The organism is Nocardiopsis deserti (assembly GCF_008638355.1).
Lineage (GTDB): Bacteria > Actinomycetota > Actinomycetes > Streptosporangiales > Streptosporangiaceae > Nocardiopsis > Nocardiopsis alborubida.
In genome coordinates this window covers 273,218-298,001 of record NZ_ML703348.1, presented here as the reverse complement: position 1 = coordinate 298,001, position 24,784 = coordinate 273,218, and the positions used below count along the sequence as shown (strand labels likewise).

23 protein-coding genes are annotated in these 24,784 nt (G+C 66.9%); 10 read left to right on the top strand and 13 right to left on the bottom strand.

Going from position 1 to position 24,784, the window contains the following annotated elements; translation table 11 throughout:
- Positions 1–174: 174 nt before the first annotated feature.
- The 5 genes from FYW99_RS04115 to FYW99_RS04095 form a co-directional block, all read right to left on the bottom strand.
- The gene (locus FYW99_RS04115; protein ID WP_223838701.1) at positions 175–2,244 is read right to left on the bottom strand and encodes a hypothetical protein; all 2,070 of its coding nucleotides are present in this window, start codon (positions 2,242–2,244) and stop codon (positions 175–177) included.
- Entirely contained in the window at positions 2,241–3,389 is a 1,149-nt protein-coding gene (locus FYW99_RS04110; protein WP_150250387.1) for a 5'-methylthioadenosine/S-adenosylhomocysteine nucleosidase family protein, read from the bottom strand. Before FYW99_RS04110 ends, FYW99_RS04115 begins: the two co-directional genes overlap by 4 nt.
- The gene (locus FYW99_RS04105; RefSeq protein WP_150250386.1) at positions 3,389–4,117 is read right to left on the bottom strand and encodes an NUDIX hydrolase; all 729 of its coding nucleotides are present in this window, start codon (positions 4,115–4,117) and stop codon (positions 3,389–3,391) included. The genes FYW99_RS04110 and FYW99_RS04105 overlap by 1 nt, the downstream gene beginning before the upstream one ends.
- A 222-nt stretch (positions 4,118–4,339) precedes the next feature.
- Positions 4,340–4,543 carry a DUF397 domain-containing protein gene (locus FYW99_RS04100; RefSeq protein ID WP_150250385.1) on the bottom strand — a complete coding sequence of 68 codons (204 nt, stop codon included), beginning with the start codon at positions 4,541–4,543 and terminating at the stop codon, positions 4,340–4,342.
- Positions 4,540–5,400 (bottom strand): helix-turn-helix domain-containing protein, encoded by an 861-nt coding sequence (locus tag FYW99_RS04095; RefSeq protein ID WP_150250384.1) that lies wholly within the window; start codon positions 5,398–5,400, stop codon positions 4,540–4,542. The genes FYW99_RS04100 and FYW99_RS04095 overlap by 4 nt, the downstream gene beginning before the upstream one ends.
- 227 nt (positions 5,401–5,627) lie before the next feature.
- Between FYW99_RS04095 and FYW99_RS04090 the strand changes: the two genes are divergently transcribed.
- Positions 5,628–6,185: an ATP-binding protein gene (locus FYW99_RS04090; RefSeq protein ID WP_150250383.1), complete on the top strand. Its 558-nt coding sequence runs from the start codon at positions 5,628–5,630 to the stop codon at positions 6,183–6,185.
- Positions 6,186–6,302: 117 nt separating this feature from the next.
- Positions 6,303–6,701: a hypothetical protein gene (locus FYW99_RS04085; RefSeq protein ID WP_150250381.1), complete on the top strand. Its 399-nt coding sequence runs from the start codon at positions 6,303–6,305 to the stop codon at positions 6,699–6,701.
- 85 nt (positions 6,702–6,786) lie between these two features.
- Here FYW99_RS04085 and rmuC read toward each other — a convergent pair whose 3' ends face one another.
- The 3 genes from rmuC to FYW99_RS32155 all read right to left on the bottom strand — a co-directional run bounded on the left by rmuC (position 6,787) and on the right by FYW99_RS32155 (position 11,040).
- A complete protein-coding gene (rmuC, locus tag FYW99_RS04080) occupies positions 6,787–8,451 on the bottom strand; it encodes a DNA recombination protein RmuC (protein WP_223838745.1) in 1,665 nt (554 codons plus the stop codon).
- Positions 8,452–8,667: 216 nt separating this feature from the next.
- A complete protein-coding gene (locus FYW99_RS04075; protein WP_150250377.1) occupies positions 8,668–10,452 on the bottom strand; it encodes a hypothetical protein in 1,785 nt (594 codons plus the stop codon).
- A 381-nt stretch (positions 10,453–10,833) separates the two neighbouring features.
- Positions 10,834–11,040, bottom strand: coding sequence for an NUDIX domain-containing protein (locus FYW99_RS32155; protein ID WP_263364042.1), 207 nt, complete (start codon positions 11,038–11,040; stop codon positions 10,834–10,836).
- A gap of 236 nt (positions 11,041–11,276) precedes the next feature.
- Between FYW99_RS32155 and gltX the strand changes: the two genes are divergently transcribed.
- Entirely contained in the window at positions 11,277–12,692 is a 1,416-nt protein-coding gene (gltX, locus tag FYW99_RS04065; protein WP_150250375.1) for a glutamate--tRNA ligase, read from the top strand.
- A gap of 1,271 nt (positions 12,693–13,963) precedes the next feature.
- Here gltX and FYW99_RS04060 read toward each other — a convergent pair.
- Entirely contained in the window at positions 13,964–14,866 is a 903-nt protein-coding gene (locus FYW99_RS04060) for a sulfatase-like hydrolase/transferase (protein WP_150250374.1), read from the bottom strand.
- A 4-nt stretch (positions 14,867–14,870) separates the two neighbouring features.
- Positions 14,871–16,121 carry a methionine adenosyltransferase gene (locus tag FYW99_RS04055; protein ID WP_150250372.1) on the bottom strand — a complete coding sequence of 417 codons (1,251 nt, stop codon included), beginning with the start codon at positions 16,119–16,121 and terminating at the stop codon, positions 14,871–14,873.
- A gap of 335 nt (positions 16,122–16,456) precedes the next feature.
- Between FYW99_RS04055 and FYW99_RS04050 the strand changes: the two genes are divergently transcribed.
- Positions 16,457–17,554, top strand: coding sequence for a hypothetical protein (locus FYW99_RS04050; RefSeq protein WP_223838700.1), 1,098 nt, complete (start codon positions 16,457–16,459; stop codon positions 17,552–17,554).
- A complete protein-coding gene (locus FYW99_RS04045; protein ID WP_150250370.1) occupies positions 17,500–18,168 on the top strand; it encodes a YdcF family protein in 669 nt (222 codons plus the stop codon). Before FYW99_RS04050 ends, FYW99_RS04045 begins: the two co-directional genes overlap by 55 nt.
- A 194-nt stretch (positions 18,169–18,362) precedes the next feature.
- On the opposite strand, the gene FYW99_RS04035 is transcribed toward FYW99_RS04045, so the two are convergent.
- Positions 18,363–18,539, bottom strand: a complete 177-nt coding sequence (locus FYW99_RS04035) for a DUF397 domain-containing protein (protein WP_150250368.1) — start codon at positions 18,537–18,539, stop codon at positions 18,363–18,365.
- Entirely contained in the window at positions 18,532–19,359 is an 828-nt protein-coding gene (locus tag FYW99_RS04030; RefSeq protein ID WP_150250366.1) for a helix-turn-helix domain-containing protein, read from the bottom strand. Before FYW99_RS04030 ends, FYW99_RS04035 begins: the two co-directional genes overlap by 8 nt.
- Positions 19,360–19,539: 180 nt before the next feature.
- On the opposite strand from FYW99_RS04030, the gene FYW99_RS04025 reads away from it, so the two are divergent.
- The 5 genes from FYW99_RS04025 (at position 19,540) to FYW99_RS04005 (ending at position 23,207) form a co-directional block, all read left to right on the top strand.
- Positions 19,540–20,034, top strand: a complete 495-nt coding sequence (locus FYW99_RS04025; RefSeq protein ID WP_150250364.1) for an ATP-binding protein — start codon at positions 19,540–19,542, stop codon at positions 20,032–20,034.
- A 630-nt stretch (positions 20,035–20,664) separates the two neighbouring features.
- Positions 20,665–20,796 (top strand): hypothetical protein, encoded by a 132-nt coding sequence (locus FYW99_RS32790; RefSeq protein ID WP_263364041.1) that lies wholly within the window; start codon positions 20,665–20,667, stop codon positions 20,794–20,796.
- Between the two features lie 233 nt (positions 20,797–21,029).
- On the top strand, positions 21,030–21,869 hold the full coding sequence (locus tag FYW99_RS04015; protein ID WP_150250360.1) for a replication-relaxation family protein: 840 nt from the start codon (positions 21,030–21,032) through the stop codon (positions 21,867–21,869).
- A 659-nt stretch (positions 21,870–22,528) separates the two neighbouring features.
- Positions 22,529–22,963, top strand: coding sequence for a WhiB family transcriptional regulator (locus FYW99_RS32925; RefSeq protein ID WP_317846914.1), 435 nt, complete (start codon positions 22,529–22,531; stop codon positions 22,961–22,963).
- Between the two features lie 31 nt (positions 22,964–22,994).
- Entirely contained in the window at positions 22,995–23,207 is a 213-nt protein-coding gene (locus FYW99_RS04005) for a helix-turn-helix domain-containing protein (protein WP_223838699.1), read from the top strand.
- Between the two features lie 76 nt (positions 23,208–23,283).
- Here FYW99_RS04005 and FYW99_RS04000 read toward each other — a convergent pair whose 3' ends face one another.
- Positions 23,284–24,648 carry a tyrosine-type recombinase/integrase gene (locus tag FYW99_RS04000; protein ID WP_150250354.1) on the bottom strand — a complete coding sequence of 455 codons (1,365 nt, stop codon included), beginning with the start codon at positions 24,646–24,648 and terminating at the stop codon, positions 23,284–23,286.
- Between the last annotated feature and the right edge of the window lie 136 nt (positions 24,649–24,784).

Sequence of the window (24,784 nt, the reverse complement as noted above, 5' to 3'; positions counted from 1 at the left end):
CTTGGCCTGTGGTCGGTAAGTGTTCTGAACCGTGAGAACGCAAAAAGTCGCAGGTGGTGGGTGAATGCCTTCACCCGGTTGTGCCGCGTTGTCCCGGATCCCGTTGGGAGATGTGCAACCTCCGGGTGCGAGCCTTTCACCGCCGTGGTGTGCCCGCGTGGGTGCACCGGAGGCTCACGGTACGGGAGCGACTGGGAGCGGTTGCGTTGAGCGCTCGCGTCGGGCCGTGCCGTTTCGTGCCGGTGAGGTGGCACTCGCGTCCGAAGGGGCATCGGTCTCGGGGCGCTCGGACGCGAAAGCGGGTGGAGGATCCGTCGCGCGTTCGAACCACGGTTTTCCCTCGGCGGCGATGCCTTCGAGGATGCGGAGCGTGTGGGAGAAACCGGCGGCGTCGAGGCTGGCCTTCGAAGTCTCATTCTGTGACTCTTCGTCCACGACGTCATGGGTGGGAGCCTCGGACACGACGATGCTCTTGGCCGGTCCGTTGGTCAGCGTGATTTTCAGGGTGTATCGGCGTGCACTCGTTATCTCAACCTGGACTGAGGAGATGGATTCGAAACGGTAGTTGACCCGTTTGCTGCTCCGCGTTCTGGCCCGCTCGAAGTCAAGGTCGGCTGTGGCCTCGCGAACCCCCTCATCGGTGACCAGGAAAGCCCTGATCTCGTATCGTGAGTAACGCCAGGGGCCGTGCTTCTCGCGAGCTGACTTACAGGGGTGTTTGGATGTCGCGAGGAAGGCATGGGCAATGACCTCGTGCCAGCCCAGGTCGTACTCCTTCAACGCTTCGTCGAGGAGCAGAGCCTTGTCCGCGTCCAGCCAGGCCTCCATCTCCGTCTCCGTGGGGCGCAGGGTGTCGAGTTTGCCCTTCCACCGCTCGTGTTCGGCCTTGCGGGCTTTGATGGTCTCCTTCATCTCCCGCAGCTCCTCGTCGTAGCGTCGGCGCTCGCTGTAGACCCGCAGCCACAGGGGAAACGCGAATCCGCTGGTGGCCACAGTGAGCAGGGCGCCACCGACTGCGGTCACAGGCGCCTGCTGGAACGCGGTGACCACGGTGGCTGCGGCTGTCGAGATCAGGGCCAGGCACAGGATCACGCACCGGACCTTGGTCGCCGTGTCCACCCTGTGCAGTTCGCGCGGTTCCAAGGGCTGGCCCGTGAGCCAGCGCCGTCGCACGTCACGCACCAGGAACCGGACCAGCCAACGCACCTGTTCGGCCTTAACGCCGGTTTCCCTGTAGACCCGGGCGACCTCGTCGCGCAGCGAACGGCGTATGCCCTGCGTTTCATCCAGCCATGTGCCCCTGCTCTCCGTTTCTGGGGCGTACTTGGCGAAGTAGTGGTCGAAATCGTGGGTCACCTGATCGGTGAAACCTCCCTTTGGTGGGGACGGAGAGGAGAACAGGTAACCGTACTCGTATTCCTTAGCCATCCTCCGCCGGTGCTGGTGATTCCAGAGAGTGATGTGCCATCCCGCGACCGGCCCGAAGACGAGTACAGCCAGGCAGGAGAGCAGCGCCAGCAGGCTGCCCTGTGCGAGGGCGGAGGTCATGATGGTCGCAACAGCGAACAGGAACACGCCCGCCAGGGCCAGCCCTCCGAGGACATCCCAGCCAGTAGTGCTCCTGGGCGCGGGGTACCTGGCCCGGGCCTCGGCGGGTTTCGGCGCGAAATAGGCCCAGACACGGTCAACCCGTCCACGGGCGCACTGTTCCTCCACGGCGTTCTCCTGGAGCTGACGCCACACACCCTGCTTCATACTGCCGGTGAGCACCAGCCCGAGGTGGCGCAGGATCAGGCCGTGCTGTGGGTCGGGCAAGCTGTGTAGCTGGCCCATCGCGGCCTCGGAGTCCCCGCCGGATCCGTCCACGCAGGACAGCAGAGCGAAGACGACGTTCAGCCCCTGGCGCCACACGCTGTACCCCACCGGGCCCTTTCGCGCCGACAGCTCGGCCAGGAGTACGCGCTCCTCCTTCGAGAGATCCCGGTAGGAGCGTTTGCTGAGGATCGCCAGTGCCCAGTGGAAACGGACTTCGGGGCCGTCGAAGCCCCGTGCCCGCGCACGTTCGATGTGTTCGCGCGCCTTTCTCGGAACCCCGTCGTCGAGGTACTGACGGCCCACCGTGTATTCGTGCTCAGGCGGGTCCTCGGGGCTCACCACGTACAGCTTGGAGTTGTGCATCTGACCGACCTGGGCACCGACGAAGGAGCCGGATTCGGCGGTGTTGAAGGTGTCGTGTTCGTTCACGAGAGCCCCTTCACCGCGGTGATCAGTGTCGCGACCTGCGCGGCCAGCGACGCCAGGTCGCCGAGCAGCCCCCGCAGGCGCTTCAGGGCCAGGACCGAGCTCTTCCTGCTCTCGGGCGTGCCCTCCTCGATTCCCTTGCCGGCGATGTCGATCTCGGCCGACGCCGCCTCGTGGGTGTCCTCGTCGATGCGTCCCGCCGAGCGCTCCCGCGCCAGCTTCTCCCGGAGGGTGGCGAGCTCGTCCGCGATCTCGGTCCCGCCGGTCCCGGGGGAGGGGAAGGACACGTGGAACGTACTGTCGCGCACGTGGCCCGCCTGGAGACCGACACTTCCGTAGGCGGTGTTGGTGACGTTGCCTCCGTCACCGGAGTTGTTGTCCTTGCGCATGGTGGGGGACTCCTCCTGCTCGATGAGTTCTTCCGCGAGGTCGAGGGCGAAGGCCGCGGCGTTCGCGGCGGCGACCGGCTGCCAGGTCCGGTCCGCCTCGGTGGCCTTCGTGCCGTCGGCCCGGTCGCTGATGCCGCGCACGATCGCCACCGGCGACCCGCTCAGGTGCCCGGCCTGGGCGACGCCCGCGCCCTCCATCTCGATGGCCAGCGCGTCGTTGTAGGTCTGCCGGATCCACGCGGCCTCACGCGAGACCCGGGAGTTCTGCACGATCTCCCCGGCGGCGATGGCACCCAGGTGTGCCTGGGGCCGCTGCCGCCCTGGCGGTGTGTGCCTGGCCCACTCGCCGGTCCTGGCCAGGTGCGCGGCCGTCTGGCTGATCTCGTGCGCCGCCTCCCACGCGCGAGGGCGGGCCTTGAGCCCGTCGTCCTCGCTGGTGCCACCGTGGTAGGCGTACACGTGTGTCGCCACGACCACGTCGCCCAGCGGCGGCTTGTCCCACAGGGCTCCGGCCACGCCCACGAAGAGGAGCGCGGCCGGTGAGAACTCCTGGATGGCCCGTTCGGCCAGTACCGCCGACGACTGGTTGCCCTTCCCGGTGAGCCCGAGGACGACGCGTCCACGGCCACCGGGCAGCGTTCCGATCTCGAACCGGGTACCCCTGGCGTGCCGGTGCGGTTCGGGGGCGCGGAGCCGTTCGCGCACGGCCTGGTACTCCAGGTTCAGGGCGGTCAGCACCACCACGAGGTCGTCGCTCATCACTTGCTCTCGTTCCTGGTTAGGGGGAGGGGGCGCATCATCGGCGGGCGCAGTACCTGCTGGGGGCCTGCTCGAAAGAGGCGAGCGGGGCGCCCCTTGGTGATGCGGCGGTCCGGGACGACCGGGGCGAGGAAGCCCGTCACCGCCTGGACCTTGCGGTAGAAGTTGCGCGGGTCGAGCTCGAATCCCCACACCGCCTCGTAGACCCGTTGCAGTTCGGCGATGGTGAAGGTCTCCTCGCAGAAGGCCGTGGCCAGCGAGGTGTGCTCGATCTTCGACCGGGCGCGTTCCAGCCCGTCTCCGAGGATCTGCCGGTGATCGAAGGCGAGTCGCCCGCGACCCGAGGAGAACTCCTCGACGGGGCGCCATGAGGCCGCCGAGGCGTCGGTACCGGCCTCGGGTTCGGGCAGGCCGGGGGCGATGGCGAGGTAGGCGACGGAGACGATGCGTCCTCGCGGGTCGCGGCCGGGGGTGCCATAGGCGCCTAACTGCTCCAGGTGGAGTTCCGTCGCGTCGAGGTTGGCCTCTTCCCGCAGTTCTCGGCAGGCCGCGTCGAAGACGTCCTCACCGGCATCGGCGATGAACCCGCCGGGAAGGGCCAGTTCGCCCTTATGGGGCTCGATGCCCCTTTCGATGAGGAGGATGTGGAGGGCTGAGGACCGAAGGGTCAGGATGACCAGGTCGACGGTCAACAACACGGGGGGTGGTTGCCAGGTTTCGTTCGGCATGCGCTGAGCTTAGCTTCCTGTCAGATCGACAGGAAGCGATTCTGAGAAATTGGTGCTCGTGACCGCTTGTTTTTGTGGTGTGCCGAAAGGTGCCGGTGTGACTGGTGAGTGGCGGTGGTGCGGCCTCGGAGTGACTTCGGGTGACTTCGGGGTGTGCCGACAGCAGAAGCCCGGCCGTGGTCCTCGTTCTGGACCCGGCCGGGCTTCGGTGATGGCTGCTGGCTAGCGGGAGAGGGCGGCGGAGAGGAAGCCGCTCCACTCGGTGGCGGGGAAGGGGAGGTGTCCGGCGTCGGGGTGCTTGGAGTCGCGGATGGCCGCGCCGCAGTCGTTGCTATCGCGGAAGTTGTCGGGGAAGTGGGCAACTTCAACGCACTCTTGCCCTTGGGCGCTGTAGCTGCTCTTGCGGAACTCAAGTTGGATGGTCATGCCATGTCCTCCAGGGACCGCAGCACATCGTTGATGAGCTGGAACGAGAGGGAAGTGGATAGTGCCACGCTCTGCACATTGCCGAATGCCAAGGTATATCGTTCCAGTTCTTCCGGTTGATCCAGGTAGAGACCGTCCACGGCTGTCTCCACATAGACGATCGGGGGATCCTTGGGGGCTGGGAAGTCCAGGATCGTGAACGGCCCAGCAAGAGCCAGGTGGGCTCCTGCGGTGTAGGGCAGAACCTGGATATCGATGTGATGCCGAAGGGCCATGTTCTTGAGATGGGTGAGCTGCTCCTGCATCACCTCGGGGCTACCGATAACGCGTCTCAGCGCACCTTCGTCGATGACTGCCACCATGTGCGGTGGTTTGATGCGGTTGAAGATGTTCTTGCGCTCCATCCGGGCCTGTACACGGCGCTCCACAGCGCTTTCTTCTATGACACGTCCGGCGCGCATGACAGCGGCTGAGTACTCGGGGGTCTGCAAGAGACCCGGGATCGTGAGTCCTTCGAACCTTCGGATCAGCGAAGCCTCGGCCTCGAAGTCAGGAAGGGCGTTACCTCCAAAGACGTCCTTGTAGCTGGACCACCACCCCGACTCTTTGGACTCGCGGGTGAGCTCGTGTAGGGCTTGCCTCTCCTCTTCGGAAGCGCGGTAGAGATCGGCGAGTGCATCGATGTCTCGGGCTCTGATCCGTCTGGCTGTGGCGTTTTCGATGCTGCTGATCGTGGACAGGGGGACGCCGGACTCCTTGGCGGCTGCGGCCAGCTTGAGGCTGTGTGCTTCGCGTAGGCGGCGCAGCTCGCGAGCCAGGCGACGGCGACGCACGGTGGGACTGATCGGGCTCTGCATGAGGGGATCCTACGTTCCAAGTTACTCGTATTCTGACACAGAGCGTTGACAACTCAGAATCTGAGTATCACTATGAAGATGTAGTCAGTGACCGGTAGATCACACAGGGTTCATGCCGGTCAGGCTACGCCTCGCCCGTTCCGCGCATCACGGCAACCGTGAGACTCCTCCAACGGGCTCGTGTCACCCCTGTTCTCGTCCTGCTCATGCCAAGGAGCGTGTCCGTCATGCCTGTAACCACTGCTGTTCCGCTGTCGGAGCTGGGAGAGGCCACGGTTCCGCTGTCCAGCTTCGTCCGGCCCGTCCACCGCCACTACTTCACCCGCTGCGCCGAGCGCCCGAACTACCGCCTGCGCCGCTACGACTTCGCCGGAACCCCGGCCATCATGCCTCTGGTGCGCGCCTTCCTGGACACCTGCGCCGCCGCCCAGGGCGCCGACTACCGGTACCTGTTCACCCTGCTCGGCAGCGAACTCGCCAACAACGCCCTCCGGCACAGTCTCTCCGGCCGACCCGGCGGCACCTACACCCTTCTCGCCCACCGCCACCGCACCGGGCTGCACCTGACCTGCCGCGACCGGGGCGGCCTGCGCGAGAGGGACGGCCGCCTCAAACCCAGGGCGGACGGTCTCGACCTGAGCGCCGAGTCCGGGCGCGGCCTGGCGATGGTGAACGCCCTCGCCTCGGAGTGGGGTGACAACGGCCAAGCGGAGTTCCGCAGCGTGTGGTTCTTCCTGGCCTACGACCTGACCGGCAGCCAGTGGGAGACCACCACTGACGACTGAGCTTCGCGCTCTGACATGTCGCAGACATGAGACGGGCCCAGGAAAGCGTTGCCGCGCCTCTCCCGGGCCCTGAACCCCCAAAACCCAACCACGCATAAGCAAGGAAAAGAGGATCTGGTGTCCAACCCTATCCCGCGGCCCCGCGGCTCCGACGACTTCCGCCCCCTCCCGATGCTGCCCCGGCGGCGCCCACTTGTCGGCCCGGCCTGCCCGATGTGTGAGCACCCCTCCTGCCGGACCCGCCGCGCCCAGCGCCTGCCCCGCCTGGGCGGCCACCGCGCCGAGTTCGCCGTCGAGCACGCCCGGGCCGCCGCCGTCCAGGCCCGCCACCGGGGACTGGTCATCTGGTGGGGCGAGGCGACGCAGTCGTTCTGGATCGCCACACCCGCGGGCCTGGAGGAAGCCCACGACGTGGACGCCCTCCTCCTGAGGCTGCGACCGCACACCGACCCGCCCGCTCACCGGCCCTGGGCACGGGCGATGGGCGACCTCGCTCGCGTCCCCGCCGCGGCCTGACCGCACAGCGCATCCATGTCGTGCGCGAACGCGGTCCTTCCCGGAACCCGCCCGGGAAGGGCCGCGTCGCGCCTCGGCGTACCGGTCAGTTCAGCGGTTCGTGCTCCACGGAGACGGTTCCGGGCGTGGTGGCGGCCGACGCCACCAGTTCCTGGGCGACGGCCTCCCGGGGCTGGCGCTCCACCGGGTGCAGCTCGGCCAGCTCCTTCTTCGGGCGGACACCGAGCTCGGGGAACCTGCGGGCGGTCGGCAGCACGCGCCCCTCCAACGAGGCGATCGCCTCGTTGTAGTGCTTCACCGAACTGTCCAGGGACCCCCGCAGCTTCCCGAGGTACTCGCCCACCTTGGCGAGCCGGTCGTAGATCTCCCGGCCCAGCTCGTGGATGACCTCCGTGTTCTCCCGCATCGCCTTCTCGTCCCAGGACAGGGCGATGGTGCGCAGCATGGGGATCAGCACGGTGGGGGTCGCGATGATGATCCCCTTGGCGAGGGCGTGCTCGTACAGGTCGGCCCTGCGTTCCAAGGCGGCCTGCAACAGGGACTCGTTGGGCAGGAACATCAGGACGAAGTCGGGGCTGTCCGCCACTTTCACGAAGTACTCCTTCGCGGCGAGCGCGTCCACGTGCCTGCGGATCTGTGCGGCGTGCTCGTCCATGAAGCGCTCGTACCCGGTGTCGTCCTCCGCCTCCAGGGCGTTCAGGAAGGCTTCGAGGGAGACCTTGGCGTCCACCACGACCCTCCGGCCGTTGGTGAGGTTGACGATCATGTCCGGCCGCAGGACGCGCCCGTCCTCGTCCACCATGGTCTCCTGGGTGTCGAAGTCACAGTGCTCACGCATGTTGGCCAGCTCGACGGCCTTCTTGAGCTGGAGTTCGCCCCACTGGCCGCGCACCTGCGGCTTGCGCAGCGCCTTCACCAGCGCCTCGGTCTGCGCGCGGCCCCGGGCGTTCTCCGCCGCCAGGTTCCTGATCTGCTCGTCCAGACGGGTCTCGGTCGAGGTGCGCCTGCCGTCGAACTCGCGCAGGTGCAGCCCCAGCTCCTGGAGCTTCTCGGTGACGGCCTTGGCGGTCGTACCCAGTTTCTCCTCCGCGGTCGCGGTCAGCTTTTCCTGGGAGGACTCCAGCATCTTGGCCACGGTCGCCTCGACCTGTTCGGTCTGGAGCCGGGCGTGCTCCTCGCGGATCTGCTCGACCTGCGTGCGGGCCGCGTCCACCTCCGCCTGCCTCCTCTCCAGCTCCGACCGCTCGGCGCGCAGCTTCGCCAGTTCGGTCTCGTAACCGCCGGCACGCTCCTTGTACTGGCCGATCACCGCCCCCAGCGCCGCCTTGTCCTTCTCGGCATCGACCAGGGCCTCCTCCAGCTCCTGGATCCGCCGCCGACCGTCCTCAAACGACTTCCTCAGGTCGTCCGCTTCGGACCGGGCCCTGCGCAGTTCCTCCCCGGTCGCCTTGCATTCGGTCTCCAAACGGCCCCTCTCCTCGGACACGGCGTTCAACCGGGTGGTCAGTTCGGACCAGGCGGACTCGCGTTCGCGCTGGGACCGCTGGGCCTCGTCGCGCTCAGTGCGGAGCTGGGCCGCCTGCGTCCGGGCCTGGTCGCGCTGTTCCTCAGCGAGCCGCAACTCTGTGCCCAGGCGGTTCTGCTCGTTCCGATCACGGCGATTCTCGGAATCGGTGCGGTATCGGGCGAACAGGTAACCGAGTACGGCGCAGAGCGCGCCCGTCGCTGTGATGAGAGTGAAGATGAGCATGGTGTTCACGGTGATTCCTCTAAGGGAAGTGCGCAGACCGGATCGACGGCCTACGAAGAGGATGGGACCACCGCGTTCCAGGAGCCGCCCGAGAAGTGCGGGCAGCGAGTGAAACGCGATAGGCATCACCATAGAGAACCCATCGGTTCGAATGGAGTTGATTACTTGATAAGGCCGGTTATCAGACTGTTTCGACCATTTGCCCTCAGTCGGGGATCAGAAGTTCTCCTGCCACTGCCCCGAGCTGTGGTTCATCAGGGGAAGCCCGTCCGTATGCGTCCCCAACATGACCGACCTGCCCTCGGCCAGCGAGAGGTCGAGCTGTTCGTACAACTGCTCGGTTCCCGTGCCCCGGCTGCCCAGCCAGCCGTTGGACATCAGGGAAATGAAGTCGGTGCCGGTCAGGTACCGGGGAATCGAGGCTTGGCGGATCCGCTTGCCTGTGCTGTGCCCGAGGTCCTCGGTGTGTTCGTGGAGGATCTCGAAGTGCTCACGGGTGAAGTACATGCCTGAGATGAGTTCGGTACCCGCTGACATGCGCGTCTGGGGAGCGCACAGCTTGATGAAACACGGGGTGTCGACGAGGCGGATGTCCGGGTGCCTGGGCGTGGTGTCGCGGGTCTTCTCGTCCAACTCGCGCATGCGCTTGATCTGTGTGAGGAACCGCTCGTCGATGCTGCTGTACAGACCCTCCTCGGTCTGGCGCATCGTCTTGTACTGGAGCATGACGAAGTTGCCGCCGTGAGGGTTGTAATAGACCAGGTCCACGCCGGTCTTGTTCTCCGCGGGCGTGCGGTCGATATTGGCCACCAGCAGGGACCTGGACCCGTACTTGTTCTCGAACCTGCGCCAGGCCACGTGATCGGTGTTGTGGAACCTCCAGCCGGGAAAATTGGTGGCGTCGAAGTCCACCTGCCACTTCTCCTGCGGGTTGAACCGGCCCCCTTTCCGGGCCCCGGCGAGTCCCGTGAGGAACGGATCGGCTTCGCTTTCCCTGCGCCAGCTCAGCAGGTGCTCCCGTTCGATGTCGAAGGCCTCGAAGAGCACACCGAGCGCGTCGCGTTCCAGCGGCCGGATCAGACGGTCCTCGGTAGAGGGCTCCTCCAGTCTGATCTGCGCTTCGAGCCATGCGACGCGCCGGGCGGCCTCGGGTGACCTGTCGGTCAGTCGCGCCAGGATCTTCTGTCCGGCCACCGGGGTCAGGTTCCGGTTGCGGTCGAAGGAATCCCTGGCGACCTTGCCCAGATCGGAGAAGAGCTCCAGGGGGACCGGCTGTGACAGGCGGGCGTAGTGGGAGATCTCGACCTTGCGTTCGAAGGTCCCGGACTTGCCCGCAGGAGCCACCATCCCCAGACCCGTGATGGTCCGCGCGTCCCGACCGGCCCGTTTGTCGATGAACAGGCCCAGATACGTCCCACGCTTCCATTTCTCGTGGGCTCCGCGCACGGCGTACTGGCCGCTGTCGATTCCGTCCCGACTCAGGAAGTCGTGCATCACGTCGGTGAGCGCGAGGGCGGCGACTCTGGTCTCGGGTTCCTGCGGTTTCTCCACGGGGAGCTGCCCGTTCGCCCAGAACCCGCCGTACCGCTTGGCCGGATCTTCGTAGGCCGCAAGCTCCCGGTCCACCTTCTCCGGCGGCTCGGTGTGCGGCACCCTCTCCGTGTGGATGTCCACGAGGGAGAACAGGAGGCCCGCGTTCGGAGTCCGGACTTCCTCGACCAGTTGGAGAGCCCAGTTCGCGACCACGGACACACCGGCGACCGGAGCTCGGTTCAGCCAGTACCGCTGCTCCGGTTCGTCCAGGACGGACAGGAGCAGCGACCAACCGGCATCGTCGCTCCACTCGACGGATCCGCCGCGAACGCCCTTGGGGAAGGGGGAGCGCAGACGCGCACGCGCCCAGCGGTTCGTAGCCGTGCGGCCGATCTCCAAGCTGCGCAGACTCATCGACCTGGACAGGGCCGCGTACACCCGCCCGACGTAGGGGCTGTGATCGGTCATGTAGTGACGTTTCTTGTGAGGGACTATCTCCGGCAGCGCCCGGTTCGGCTTCCCAGTTGTACCGTTTCCCGGCCACAATCGGGATCGCCGGGTTGCGACCAGTCCTTTTTGAGGAGGGCGCTTACGGACGAATTCCCTGGTCAACGTCCGTCCTCAGCCTGGCTTCCAGACGGCGGGGGCAGAGTTGATAACCCTGCCCCCTCCACCTGCTCGCTTCCCGAAGACGGACGGGCTCACCTCGTGTTCACGCGCGATTTCGCGCGGACCACGCCTGGACCGAGTGCTTTTATCCCTCAGGCATAGGTGGGGCGGGTACCTCTGCTTCAGTCAGCAGGGTGGTCTCCTTGTGTTCGTTGGAGACTACGACCGTGGCCGGGGAGCTCACGTGGCACCCACATAGGTAACGATGAATACGTGCCGGTTCACCTGGGCGATGTGATCCATCCACGAGTCGAGAATCTCGGTCACCTGAACGGGCCAGCCCGTCTCCTTCGCGATTTTCCGGGCCAGGCACTCCTCGAGGGCTTCGCCGAGCTCGATCTTGCCGCCCGGCAGCTTCCACTCGTCACGCTCGTTGTGCAGCAGCACCCTGTCGTCGCGGATGACGACGTCCTTGACCGAGACAGGGTACGTGCGCAGGACGTAGGGGTGTCGGACATGGGAGGGCTCGCTTTCGAGGGCGTGTGGGCTTGGTAGCCGTAAAGTAAACAGAGGAATGAGCTATACGGGGCCGTGTTCGGTGAGCTCACTGATCACAACTTCGGACTCTTCCGACCGATCGTTATCCCACTCGGTACAGCAGTGGATCGCGCTAGGCTCTGTGGGTGACTGACACCTCGATTCGCACCAGGTTCGCACCCTCCCCGACCGGCATGTTCCACGTGGGCAACGCCCGGTCCCTGCTGCTGAACTGGGTGGTCGCGCGACAATCCGGCGGCACCATGGTGCTGCGCATCGAGGACACCGACGCCGCCCGTTCCCGCCCTGAGTGGACCGAGGGCATCCTGGCCGCGATGGCCTGGCTGGGCGTGGACGCCACCCAGTACGAGGGCCCCTACTCCCAGACCGATTACGCCGACCAGCACACCGAGGCCGCCCAGTGCCTGCGCAAGGAAGGGCTGACCTACTACTGCGACTGCACCCGCGAACAGGTCCAGGCCCGGCGCGACAACCCCAACCTGGGCTACGACGGGTTCTGCCGGAACCGAGGTCTGGAGGCCGGGCCGGGTCGTGCGCTGCGCTTTCGGATCCCCGAGGGCGGGCCCACGGTTGTGGACGACCAGATCCGGGGCCGGGTGGAGTTCCCGCACGAGGCCCTGGAGGACTTCGTCATCGCGCGCGGTGACGGCACCGCCCTGTTCGTCCTGGCCAACGTGGTCGATGACGCCGAGATGGGCATCACGCACGTCATCCGCGGTGAGGAGCACCTGTCGAACACCCCCAAGCAGCAGTTGCTGTGGGAGGCGCTCGGGCACACCCCGCCGGTGTGGGCACACGCTCCGGTGCTGGTGAACGAAAAACGCCAGAAGCTGTCCAAGCGCCGGGACAAGGTCGCCATGGAGTCCTACCAAGCCGAGGGCTTCCTTCCTGAGGCCATGGTCAACTACCTGATGCTGCTGGGCTGGGCACCGGGGGATGACCGCGAGATCATGCCGATCGAGGAGATGATCCCGCTCTTCGCGCTGTCGGACGTGAACTCCTCGCCCGCCTTCTTCGACGAGAAGAAGCTGCGCGCCTTCAACGGTGACTACATCCGCGCCTTGGAGGTGGACGAGTTCGTCAAGCGCTGCTCCCCCTACCTGGAGGGTGAGCAGGTGCCGTGGCGGCGTGAGGACTTCGACCCGGGCGTCTTCGCCCAGATCGCCCCGCTGGCGCAGAGCCGGGTGGCGGTGCTCAGCGAGATCGTGCCGAACGTGGACTTCCTGTTCCTGGACACCCCGGTCTTCGACGACAAGAGCTGGGCCAAGGCCATGAAGCCCGGGATCGGCGCGGAGATGCTCACCGCCTCGATCACCGCCTTCTCCGATGAGTCCCTGACTTGGGACGCCGAGTCCTTGAAGGGAGCCCTGGAGCAGGCCGGGGCCGCCCAAGGGCTCAAGCTCGGCAAGGCTCAGGCGCCGGTGCGGGTCGCGGTCACCGGCCGCACGGTTGGCTTGCCGCTGTTCGAGTCACTGGAACTGCTGGGCCGCGAGCGCACACTGGGACGGCTGCGCGCGGCACTGGAGCGGCTCAACGCCTGACGAGCCGCAAGCAGTCGCGAGGCCACCAGGTGTGGAGGAAAAACCTCCAGGAGTTCTGATGCTGCGGGCCCGTCCCGCTGTCCGGTGAGCACCCAGCGCACCGGATGCGAAGGCGGGCCTTTGGCCATGTCGCGTGACCAGGCGTCCAGCCACCACCACGCCTCCTCCGCCTGCTCGGGAGGCGGTTCATGGTTGATCTCGATGTCGGTGAGTGCCCGGCACAGCCGGACCTGTTGGGACAGCGGCCGCGGGTAGCGCCGGGTAATCCACGCGATGACGCGCGGGGATCCCCCCGGACAGCGGTCATCCAGTTCTTGACAGGCCACCTCTGGGGGGAGGGTGGCGGACATCTTCCGATCCAGGGACCGTAGACGTGGTTCGTCCAGAAGGCTGTCCCCGTACCGGGGAAGAACCGTACGGACCTGGTCCACCAGGGCGGAGAAGCTGTTCGGCAGAGCGGTTGGTTGCGGTTGGCCCAGGTACGGCTCCGCGAAGAAGTACCGCAGCGTCGAGGGCCTGACGCCCTGTTCGAGCAGGCCTGAGATGCGAGGTACTACAGACCCCGGCTCCAGCAGTTTGGGCAGGAACAGGTGCGCTGGAGGGCGCTTTCCCTTGTTTAGGGCCCAGTACAGGCGGACCTGGACGGGTGTGGCGTCGCGTTTGTCGGTGCCTCGGACGATCAGGGTCGTGCGCTGTTCGATGTCGTCCACGACCGTGGCCAGATGCCACAGGGCCCGCCCGTCACCGCGCATGAGCGGAACCGTCTCCTGCGCCGGACAGAGGGCCGCGGCTGTGTTTACGACCACCGAGGCGGTCAAGGCCTTGGGGCAGACGCCCTGTTCGGTCATGAGCCGATCCACGGCGGCCACATCAAGGCAGGGAAGTCCTCGCCGCGTCACCAGGAGACCTTGGACATCCAGCCGCCGTAAGGCCTGCTGGTACCGGTCACCTCGCTGGCTCTGGCGGAAGACCCGCTGTTCGTCCTCGACCGGTATCTGAGCCACCCGCGTGAGCTCTCGGAGAAGCCGCGACCGGTATTCGTCGCGCCTGCGCAGGCTGTCGCTGTCGTCCCACCGAACCGCTACCCGCGCACGGACACCGAGATGCTGCGCGGCCCTGTGGGCCAGAAGCGCGGTGAGCAGATGGGTTCGAAGGACACCGGCACGGAAGGACTCGTGGTTAGGGGAGACCCCAAGCCGTGTCCGGACTCCCTCGGAGGAAGCCGTGGTGATCGCGGGATGCATGAACCAGGCACGGAGGTCGGCCATGGATCATCTCTCACCCAACACGCCGCACCACAGGGGCACCGTGGTGACCGTCGGATGCGGGTGTGCGTGGCCGAACCTGCCGCCCTCTCCGAACTCCTCGCCGTGGTCGGCACAGACCACCATCAGGGGACGCTGTGTCTCCAGCCGTGAGAACAGGTCCCCCAAACGGGTGTCGGCCCACTCCAGGGCGCGCCTCTGCAAGTCCAGGAGCACTTCGGTGTCGTCAGAAGTCAAGGCGTTGTCGCCGGAGGTGTCTTGCTGGGAGTCGTGCAGTTGGTAGAGGCGGTGGAGAAGTTCCTTGTTCCGCTCGGTGAGAGGGCTGAACGGGGTCGTGTAGGGGATGTGCGTGCTGGAGCAGTTGACGAACAGGAAGAACCGTTCGGCCTCCAGACACAGGTCGGCGAGCGTCCGGGTGTGGGCCAACGGCAGATCTTCGCCGCGATCGGTGACACGAGCTTCTGGTGTGGTCTGGGAGCGGGAGGGGCGACCGAAGTAGTGGAACTCCGGGAACAGCCCCGGCAGGCCGTTGGCCGGATCCGAGGAGTCGAAGAAGGTGACACCGCCGGCGCCCACTACCCTGTAACCCTTCCTGCTGTAGTGCGCCATCAGCGTGGGCCCGTCGAAGGGGACAGCGGCGTGGCGCTTCGAGGGCCGGGCGGCGGCCGAACGCCAGATGGTGTCCACGCTGTTTCCGCCGAGTGTGAGGGGCCCTGAGACCGGTCGGGGCAGGAAGCCGTTGAACAAGGCGGCGTGGGCGGGAAGCGTGTAGGTTCCCGGGCTCTCGGCCCGCAGCAGCGGACCGAGCTTTGCCAGATTCGGGGTGTGCGCGCTCGCCGCGACGTCGTAGCGGCACGAGTCCAGGGTGACCAGGATGACGCTGTGCTCGGCCAGGTCGATGTCCGCCATCGGCTCACACCTCCAGGACCAGCGACGGGCCGCGGAAGCGGTCGATCGGGGACAGCGCGAGCAGTCGCTCGGAGAGCAGCGGAAGCTCGGCCAGTGTCGCGGCGGTCAGCTCCTCGACGGCATCGCGGTCGAGACGGCTGTCGCGTCCTGCCAGTCGAACGCCCACGAATGACGGATCGTCCAGGCGGTCGCCGTTGCGCGAGACCAGCACGACCTCGTTGGGCACACCGAGCTTGGCGTGGATGCGGTCAGCCAGACGCGCGGCGACGAGCGTGTACAGCTTCCCGGTGTGGTGCACGGGGTTCTTCCCGGCCAGGGCCTCCACCCCCGCACCGCCGCTGGCGGAGATGACGCCGTTGGCCTTGTTGCCGCGTCCTACGAGCCCGCAGTCGCCCTTGCCCAGCGAGGTCCCGAAGGGTGCCAGGTAGGCGCTGCAACCGTGGTCCTTGGTGTTGACGCTCAACCGCGTCAGCCACGGTTTCCGCCGGACGATCGGGTGCTCGTTGATGAAGGCGTCGAGGCGGTCGTACGCCTTGGATACCAGGGCCGTGTACTCACGGTGCGAGCCGACCGCATCGGGGTGCACCGGAAGGCAGATAGTCACCTCCAACACGCTCCCCGACCGGACCAGCATTACCTTGACGTCGGAACCGAGGCCGTCGAGCCTGTCCTTGAAGGAGGGACCGTTGACGTGGTTCTCCACGTCGATCGCCAAGACGTCCAAGGGACCGGCGGGGGCGTAGGCGCTACAGAAGGCCGTGTCGTTGGCCAGCGCGCCGCCACCCGGAACACGGCACTCCTCGCCAGCGGACGGGCGGTAGAAAGAGGCCGGGTGATCCGCGCCGACACCGGCGGTGTTCTCCACGAAGCTGCGCACGGAACGGACGATGTCCTCACTACCGGTCGCCTCGGCCAGGACGTCCTCGACCGCCGCACGGAACAGTCCCTCGATCGGGATGGACCGGTCACCCACCGAGCGCGTCACCTTGCCGAACAGGTACGCGCTGATGGGCTTGTGAACCGTGTAGCGGCCGAAGACGACCTCAGCCTCGGCGCCGATCAGGGCGACCTTGTCCACCCAGTGGTTCGGGACCGCTCCGAAGCGGTCGAGTCCGTGGAGTGAGTAGCGGCGGGAGAACTCCTCCGCGATGAGGTCGGCGAGCGAGTCGGGGTGGCCGATGCCTTTGCGTTCGACCACGTTGAAGCCGCGATCTATGTCCTCGGGTTCATGTTGCTTCTGGAGGGTGATGAACATCTTTTCCCCTGTCCATGGGTGTGAATTCCAGGAATTCCAAGGCCAAGGGGTCCATGCTCTTCGCGAAGGTCTGGGAGGACTTGCCTCGGCTTGCGCCCTGCTGGACCACGGGGAGAAGGTCCTCCTGGAGCCTCCGCGTTCGCGTGAACCGATGGCACACCACAGCCTGGTTCCGACACGCTCACCCGCCAACGACCCTCTGCTGCACTTTCGTTGCACTTATGTCGTCCGTCCGCGCGAATTGTGCTTCCATGGTTTCCGGAAAGGGGGCACACGTGAGAGTTGTGCATCGCTGGACCGGTTTGGAGGCTCGATCCCTGCGCTTGGCGATGAGAATGAGCGTCCGCGCCTTCGCGGAACACCTCGGCGTCGGTACCCGCACCGTCTCCAAATGGGAGAAACTCCTGACGGCGACGGTTCCCCGACCTGACACCCAGGCCATCCTGGATACCGTTCTCGCCCGGGCGGACGGCGCGGTCCGTCTGCGTTTCGAGGCGAACCTGTCCCAGGACGAGCAGCCGCTATGGGAGCCGGGCCAGCGCCGACAGGCGAGCGGAACACGAGGCGATCAATATGAGTCGTGGGTGGACGACCTGGACCGCGTCGTTGTAGCCCTGTCCCGGCAGGACTTCGCTTTTGCCGAGGCCCTTCTGGGGCGGTGGTCCTCCCGTTTCCAGCCCCGGGAGTTGGACGACAGGGGCCTGTACCTGTTGGCCCGTTCCACGGCCCTGCTCGGAGACATCCGGCGTGACCAGGGCGCGGTGATCGGGCCGCTCTCGGCCCAACGCTCCTACTCCGAAGCGCGAGCACTCTTCAACCGACTCGGTATCCCACGCCGTGTCGGCCGCCTCGATCTGTCCCTCGCGGTGGTCGCGGAGATGTCCGGCGAGCTGGATACAGCTGCTCGCCGCTATGAGGCCCTCGCCGAGGACGAGAGGCTCGACCACCGTGATCGGGCTCGTGCCCGTCTGTGGGTAGGCACTGCGCTGAGCAAACTCGGCGAGTACGGCCACGCCGCGTATGTCATTCAGTCCACTATCCGGGAGTTCGAGGACCTGGCCGAGCCGGGTGATTGGTCGGGAGCCCACCAGAAACTCGCTTTGGCGCATCGTGGCAGAGGTGAGTTCGATCGGGCCTTGGATTGCATCGACATCTCACGAGACAGCGGCACCACGGACACACCTATGGCCCGAGTTCGCTTGGATACCGCTCAAGGCCACATACTGCTGTCCGATCCGGCCACCCGGGACGACGGCATGCGGCTTCTCGATCAGGCCGCCGAAACCGCCTCCCGACACGGTCTCGACCACCAGCTTCGCAGTATCGAAGGCATCAGATCCGAGCAGGAGACCTGGTTCAATTACCAGAGGAGGAATACATGGCGGACGACGCACGTGCCATCACCCAGGAGCAGTGGCGGCACGCGGAACTGATCTGGGAGTACCACCGCGTGCACCACCGGGTGCGGTCGTGTGACGTGGCGATCGCCTTGGGCTGCAACGACATCGGCGTTGCGGCGTACTCCGCCGAGCTGTACCACGCCGGGCTCTTCCCGGCTCTGGTGTTCACCGGAGGGAACAGCCCTTCGACCGCGGAGGTGTTCCCGCGAGGGGAGGCGGTGCACTTCCGTGAGCGGGCCCTGGAACTCGGCGTCCCTGATTCCGTGATCCTGGTGGAGCCGGAGGCGTCGAACACCGGCCAGAACATCACCTTCTCTCGCCGGGCCCTGGAGGTGAACGGCATAGTTCCCGCCACCGTGCTCCTGGTCTGCATGCCCTACATGGAACGGCGCGCTTTCGCGACCGCCCGGAAGCTGTGGCCCGAAGTTGAGGTGGTGTGTGCCTCCGTGCCGCTGAGCCTTGGCGACTATGTCAAGGAAACCGGGGACGCCGGGCTCGTCATCGACATGATGGTCGGTGACCTCCAGCGGGTGATGGAGTATCCCAAGCTCGGCTTCGCCATCGATCAGGAGGTCCCCCGGGCGGTGCGTGACGCCTACGAGTCCCTCGTCGCCTCAGGGTTCGACAGCCGCCTGATCCAGGGCTGACCGGGAGGATGTGTAGTGGCTGGACCAGAACGTCCTCGAACCGGCCGATGCGGCGGGTTATGAGCTCCATGATGTGGCTTCGATCGAAACGGCGACGATCCCCCGGTTCGCTCGGAGGAGCGTTCAGGAGGACCGTGCTCGTCGCGAGGGAACGACGCTCCACCTGGTGAACGGCGGGGCCGCCGAGCCACGACTTACCGGTCGGTGAACTGGGCGGTCTCGATGAAGGCGCGCCATTCCGTGCGGGTGAAGGACAGGTGCCCCAGGTCGCGGTTTTGGGTATCGCGCACGTCCGCGCCGGCGTTGTGCTCGCGGACCTCGACGCACTCGTTGGTCCCGCCGCTGTAACTGCTCTTGCGCCAGTCACTCATCGTCGATCGCCTTCATCTCGTCATGGATGGCTTGCAGTGTCTCCTGCGGGTCCCGGGAGGCCCCTTGCAGAGCAGTGAACACCATACGGCTTCGACTGATATCGGCCGATCCGGAGATGATGCGGCCTTCCTCCGCGGATTCCATGTACACCACCTCGGGTTCGTCCGCGGTGGTGATGATGCGCCTGGGCCCTGATGTTCCCGCATGTCGTGGAGCCCGGACCGGGAGCATCTGGACGGTGAGGCGTTCCCGCTGGATCTGCTCGGCCACGTACGCCAGTTGGTCGCGTTGCACCTGGGGAGAGCCGTAGCGGCGCCAGAGCACGCTCTGGTCGATGATCAACCAGATCACCGGAGAGGGGGCTTCGGCCATGCGCTTGGCACGGTCGTTCCTCTCCTTGGCCAGGGAGAGAACCTGCTCCTGGGAAAGCCACGGTGCCCCATAGCGAATGAGTGCGTAGGAGTAGTCCTGGGTCTGGAGATAACCGGGAAACACCAGGGGCTGGTACTCGAACAGAGCGTTGGCGGCGTGGGTGCGTGTGGTGACCTCGTGCAGCCACACCTGCCGGCCCGAGCCCGTCAGCTCCTCCCAGAACCTCTCCAACCTCCCATCGCTCTCCAGGATCTCGTCCAGGAGCTTGCGCAGCCACGGCCGGGCCGTCGCCCGGCCGTTCTCGATGTCGGACACGTGTGAGTCGCTGATCGTCGTGCCGCGCTGGCTGACCCTTCGTGCCAGTGCTTTCTGGGTGAGTTCGGTTTCCCCGCGCAGCCTGCGCAATTCGTGCCCGAAGGCCTTGAGGGCGCGTTCGTCTGTGTGCATGAGGCCATGTGACCACAGAGCGTCGCAGCCCATGGGGCATTCCACAGAATTCCAGAGGCCCATGGAAGATTCGAGAACTCTCCGTCCGGCCTTCCCGGGGTGAACGTCCTGACCACATCCTTTTGCTGCGGGCTCACACACAGCGACCGTGACCACGGCGAAAGGACCCGGTGGAAATCCATGACCCCGGCTCAGGCTTCCTCCTCTCTCGACCTGCCCAGGCGCATCCGCCACACCGACCCCGACACCAGCGGCCTGCTCTGCGGGCCCTACCCCCACTACGTACGGGCCGCGCGCCGGTGGGCGATGCAGGCCACCAGGACCACACCCGGCGCGGCCCACCCGCTGCTGGTGTCCCTGGCTGAGCTGCACGCCAACGCCCTCAAGCACACCGCGTCCGGGCTTGCGGGAGGCCGGGTGAGGATCGAGATCCAGCGGCGCCCGCGCCTGTTCTTGCTCCGTGTCACCGACGACGGCCCCAAGCCGGGTGAGCAGGCCACCGTGCCCGCTGCATTCGATGCAGGGGAGAGCGAACTCGTGCTGGCCGAAGGTGGGTACGGCCTGGCGCTGGTGGACGCCCTGGCCCTGCACTGGGACTTCTCCAAGAACGCGGGAGGGCCGTTGACAGTTCGTGCCGCTTTCGACCGTTCCGGGCGGACCCGCCTGCCGTTGTGACTCGGACGCGGTGATGTTTCCCGGCGGCAGGTGTTGAAGAACCTCGCTTGTCCAAGCGAACATCGACCAGCCCAGCGGAAGCGGCACCAATTTCCGCAGGAAAAGGGGCTTTTGTGCCCTTTATGTGGTGTGGGTGGGAAGCGCAGTTTCGGGTGGCGTACGACTCTGGAGCCAATGACACCCGCCCGCTCCGCACAGGAGCGAAAGAAGACGTGGAGGCGCCCCGGCCCGGTGTTCGCACCACCGGGCCAGGGCTGAATCCCCACCTGAGATGACCAGGAGGAGATCGTGGAGAAGCCTAGCGGTCGGCACCGCAAACCCGTCCGAGGATGGGCCCAACAGGTGCGGTGGCTGTTCGGCGCGGTACTGGCCGCGCTGCTGTGCAGCGCGGTGGACACGCGCCAGGAACGGCGCCCACTGCCCTCACCTCGCAGCAGCACACGAGAGCAGATGAGGCCCCTACCGCGCGTCAGGAACGCTGCGCCTGAAGCGCGGGGGCCACAGCCGGGAAGCGCTCCGGCTCCAGCACAGCCCACACGCCCGATTTCGGGGCCGGTGCGGGTACCACGTCCTCGCCGCCCCCACCCCTCTGAGCAGGGCTGGTGCGTTGATGACGACGGGGTGCGGGGAGTGCGCCCCTACCTGTTCCACCACCCAGGCGGAGTACCCGACCGCAAGGAGCGGGTCGCGGTCGTGAAGGAGCCGGGGGAGTTCGATGAGCTGGCTGCTGCGGTGAGGACCTGGCTGGACATCCGCCGCTGAGCAACCCGCTTTCACCTCGGGGCAGCACCACGCAAGTGGCGCCGCCCCGAGGGCGTTGGTGGGGGGCGGTGTGTCCACTGAACCCGTTCTGAACCTGTTCTGAAACCGAAGTGAACCCCCTCCCGGGGGGCTGAACCCGGAAAAATTCTTCCCTCGGGTGTCGCATCCGCGCTTGCACGGTCTTCATCAGGGAGTTCAAAGCACCAGACCGCGACCGCCCCGGGAGGGCATGCGTGAGCGACTACACCAAGACACTGATCCACCTGGCACCCCGAATCACCAGCCGCGACCGCCAGATCCTGGCCGGACTCTGGGAACACCGGGTGATGACCACCCACCACCTACACCGCATCTACTTCCCCGACGCCGGACCACGCCGCGCCCGCTCACGCCTGCTCACCCTGTACCGCTACGGGGTCCTCAACCGCTTCCGCCGCCACGCCCACGACCGCAACGCCCCCGACCACTGGGTCCTGACCCCCACCGGCGCCGTCCTGCTCGCCCTGCACCAGGGCAAGGAACCCGACGCGCTGAAGTTCCGCGCCGACCGCGCCCTGGCCGTGGCGCACTCACCCCAGCTGGACCACATGCTGGGCCTGGCCCAGACCCGGGTCGACTTCCTACGCAGTGCCCGCCAGTGCGGCGCCGAGGTGGAGCAGTGGCTCGGTGAACGCGAGTGCGAACGCCGCTACGGCTACGACGTGCGCCCCGACGCCCAGGTGAGGTGGAACCAGGGAGGGGTTCGTCTGACGGCGTTCGTGGAGTACGACACCGGCTCCGAGTCCTTGACCCAGCTCAAGAACAAGATGCGCGGCTACAAACGCCTGACCCGCTACCGCACCCCCGCCGCGGTGGTGCTGTTCGCCCTCCACTCCACCGAGCGCCAGAAGAACGCGGCACAGAAGCTGGCCGGTGACTGCACCGACCGCGTCGGGGTGTACCTGACCACCCACCAGCGACTGGCGACCCCGGGAGCGGGCGCACGGATCTGGCGATCGGCCACCCACCCCCGCATCGTCGCCCTGCACGAGATCGCCCGCACCTACCCCACGGTCCAGGAGAGCGAGTGGTGAGCCCTGAAAAGCGCGGTGAACCTGCGGGCCAACGGTGGGCCTGTGACGGGGCCAATGCCTGCTCCGCCTGGCCGTCCGTGTGGGGGTCCGGCCTTGGGTGGACCACCCCTGAGAACAGTCACAGTGCAGGTCGGCCGGGCTTTGGGGTGGTCCACCGGCCGCCCCGGCTGTCTACCCAAGGAGGTAGTCCTCTTCACGTGGGGCGGGCGGCGCCCCGTGGTGTGCGGGGGCGCGAACGCCCCCGCACACCCTCAACACCAGGCCGTCATCATCCGAGACGGTCTGCTCTCTCCCCGCTCTTCTATGGAAGCTCTTCTTGCCTCTCAGCACTGGTCTTTGGTCTTTCCCGTACTGCTCGGTGGTGGCGCAGCGGCGCGGTCAAGATCGCCCAGCAGGTCGAGGAGGACGGCGGCGCGCCTGCTCTTCTCACACGTCCCTCTTGCGATGGCGCGGACCAGCTTCGCGCCCGGTCGGGCGAGTGGAGACAGCGCTGCGAAGGCACGACCTCGCGGACACAACTTCGGAGCCGATGTCGCATCCGCGGTGGCGGGTGTCTTCTTCGGGGTTCATCAGGGCCAGAACACCCATCGCGCGGGACCAGGTCAGATGCCGTGCGGTGGGGCCCTGGGCGGATCGTGACCGATCACGGAAGGGCGGACATGGGGGACATGCGACGACAGGCACCGTTGGGGAACCGAGGGCCGTTGGTGGGCGACGTGGCGGCCCGAACCCCGGGCTCGCGCCCCACGGGCGGTGGTGGTGCGTCGGGCGCGGACGGGCCGTCTGACGGCCGCACACGGCCCGGTGCTGTCAGGGGCGACGCTGGGGGCGGGTCTGGTGGGTGGCAGGCCTACGCGGCCTGTCGGGGCCAGGACCCGGACCTGTGGTTCCCCGGCCAGGGAGGGTCGGTACGCGACGCCAAGCGGGTGTGCCGCGTGTGCCTGGTGCAGATCAACTGCCTGGCCGAGGCGATGAAGCGCGGCGAACTCTACGGGGTGTGGGGCGGCGCCTCCGAGGACGAGCGCCGCCAGTTCCGCTCCGCTCTACGGAACGAACGCGGGGGAGGTGCGTATGGTCCCGGCCAGGCGGCCTGACAGCGACGGTGAGGGGAAGGTGCCGGAGCGGTTGCTGACGATCCCCGAGGCGGCGCGGGTGCTCGCGGTGCCGGAGTCGTGGCTGCGTGAACGGGTCCGGTTGCGGCGGGTGCCGCACCGCAGGCTCGGCAAGCACGTGCGCTTCAGCGCCACTGACCTGGAACAGATCGTGGAGCGGGCCGCCCAACAGGTGGCCCCCAGACGGCGGGTCGCCCACGCCCCCGGGTGGCCGCACACCCGGTAGGCGAGAAGCCCAAGTGAACCGGTGGGGCGGGGGATGTTCACCCGCCCCACCGGCATACCCGGGACCCGTAGCGGCTCTAGGAGATCAGGCGCAGGCGCTGCTCATCGCCGGGGTCGGTCCATGGCCCGGTCCCGGCGGGAGGTCCGTCGATGGCCTCGATCATGGTGTCGTCGATGTCGGTGACCAGGTGCCCGTAGCGGTCCATGGTCGTGGTGATCGAGGTGTGGCCCAGGCGGCGCTGGATCTTGAACACGTGCACGTCCTTGTCGATCAGCCACGCCACATGGGTGTGGCGCAGGTCGTGGATGCGCGGCTTCTTGCCCAGCCCTCGCCGCTGGGCCTCCTTGACCCCGGGCGCCCACCTGCGCCCGTAGAAGGAGGAGTGCCGCCACCAGGACCCCCGCTCGGTGGTGAACACGAACTCCTCCGGTCCCTTGCCCTCCAACCGAGGCCGTAGGAGGTCGATGGTGCCCGGGGAGAGCGGGATGCGCCTGCGCGAGCTGCGGGTCTTGGGCGCACCGAGCCGGAAGGTGTTGTCGGGGCAGCGCTTCCACGCCCGCCGCACGTCCAGGTGCCCCTGGGTGAGCGGCTGCCCGTCGGGTCCGATGGCGGGAGTGAGGGTGACGTCGCGGACCTGGAGGGCGACCAGTTCGCTGTAGCGCATCCCGGTGCGCACGAACACCTCCACCATGTCGCGTACGTCCTCGGCCATGGAGTCCCGCAGCAGCGCGAACTCCTCCCTCGTCAGGAAGCACATGTCGGCTTCGCCCTCGCCGTCGTCGATACGGGGCAGGCGGGTGCGCGATGCGGGGTTCGAAGGCCGTAGCGGCGGGTCCTCTCGTACGGCGGCCTCGCAGACGGTGAACAGCAGCCCGTGCAGGTTGTGGATGGACTTGGGGGAGAGGGGTTTGCGCAGCCACCCCGGTTCCCTCTTCCGGCCCCGGCTGGGTGTGCTGGTCCTGTACGGGGCGGCGGGGTCGGGGACTCCGGTGCGCAGATGGTTGATCCAGGCGCGTACGTCCTTGGGTTTGAGTTGGGCGGGATCGCGCAGGTTCACCTGGCCGAAGCGGGGGAGCAGGTGGATTGCCAGGTCGCGGTGGTAGTCGGCGCGGGTGCGCTCCTCGATACCGGTCATGGAGTCGACGAGGTCGCGGGCGTAGTCGGCGAACAGCACCAGCTCGGCCTCGGGTTCGTCGTCCTCCTCGTCGCTCCTGACCCACCCGTGGCCGGGGACCCATCCCGGGGCCCAGCCCTGGCGGCGGATCCAGTTCTCGGGCCACTGGTGGCCGGCGGCCTCGACGTGGAGTTTGAAGGTGTGGGCGTCGGCGTGGGTGTCGAAGGGTTCGGACTGGGGCGCTCCGGTGCGGGTGCCGCCGAGCCGCCATTTCACCCAGTAGCGGGTACGCCCGTCGGCCAGCGTGCGCTGGTTGATGGTTGCCATGCGTGGACCATCGCTTGGTTGCGGGCCGAAGCGAAGGGAATCGGCGAAAGTTCTCGGAGAACTTTCAACCGGGGTTTTGTGTGGCTTATTATGTCCATTTTGAGTTTAAAGATTGAAATGAGGTATATGTCTTCGT

Bases quoted from the DNA above. Each gene is read 5' to 3' on its own strand.
- FYW99_RS04045 (WP_150250370.1), top strand. From the start codon at position 17,500: ATGGCGGACGACGCACGTGCCATCACCCAGGAGCAGTGGCGGCACGCG.
- rmuC (WP_223838745.1), bottom strand. From the start codon at position 8,451: ATGCTCATCTTCACTCTCATCACAGCGACGGGCGCGCTCTGCGCCGTA.
- FYW99_RS04095 (WP_150250384.1), bottom strand. From the start codon at position 5,400: ATGCAGAGCCCGATCAGTCCCACCGTGCGTCGCCGTCGCCTGGCTCGC.
- FYW99_RS04105 (WP_150250386.1), bottom strand. From the start codon at position 4,117: ATGCCGAACGAAACCTGGCAACCACCCCCCGTGTTGTTGACCGTCGAC.
- FYW99_RS04055 (WP_150250372.1), bottom strand. From the start codon at position 16,121: ATGTTCATCACCCTCCAGAAGCAACATGAACCCGAGGACATAGATCGC.
- FYW99_RS04050 (WP_223838700.1), top strand. From the start codon at position 16,457: ATGAGCGTCCGCGCCTTCGCGGAACACCTCGGCGTCGGTACCCGCACC.
- FYW99_RS04000 (WP_150250354.1), bottom strand. From the start codon at position 24,648: ATGGCAACCATCAACCAGCGCACGCTGGCCGACGGGCGTACCCGCTAC.
- FYW99_RS04025 (WP_150250364.1), top strand. From the start codon at position 19,540: ATGACCCCGGCTCAGGCTTCCTCCTCTCTCGACCTGCCCAGGCGCATC.
- FYW99_RS04030 (WP_150250366.1), bottom strand. From the start codon at position 19,359: ATGCACACAGACGAACGCGCCCTCAAGGCCTTCGGGCACGAATTGCGC.
- FYW99_RS04090 (WP_150250383.1), top strand. From the start codon at position 5,628: ATGCCTGTAACCACTGCTGTTCCGCTGTCGGAGCTGGGAGAGGCCACG.
- FYW99_RS04060 (WP_150250374.1), bottom strand. From the start codon at position 14,866: ATGGCGGACATCGACCTGGCCGAGCACAGCGTCATCCTGGTCACCCTG.
- FYW99_RS32925 (WP_317846914.1), top strand. From the start codon at position 22,529: ATGGGGGACATGCGACGACAGGCACCGTTGGGGAACCGAGGGCCGTTG.
- FYW99_RS04100 (WP_150250385.1), bottom strand. From the start codon at position 4,543: ATGACCATCCAACTTGAGTTCCGCAAGAGCAGCTACAGCGCCCAAGGG.
- FYW99_RS04075 (WP_150250377.1), bottom strand. From the start codon at position 10,452: ATGACCGATCACAGCCCCTACGTCGGGCGGGTGTACGCGGCCCTGTCC.
- FYW99_RS04110 (WP_150250387.1), bottom strand. From the start codon at position 3,389: ATGAGCGACGACCTCGTGGTGGTGCTGACCGCCCTGAACCTGGAGTAC.
- FYW99_RS04035 (WP_150250368.1), bottom strand. From the start codon at position 18,539: ATGAGTGACTGGCGCAAGAGCAGTTACAGCGGCGGGACCAACGAGTGC.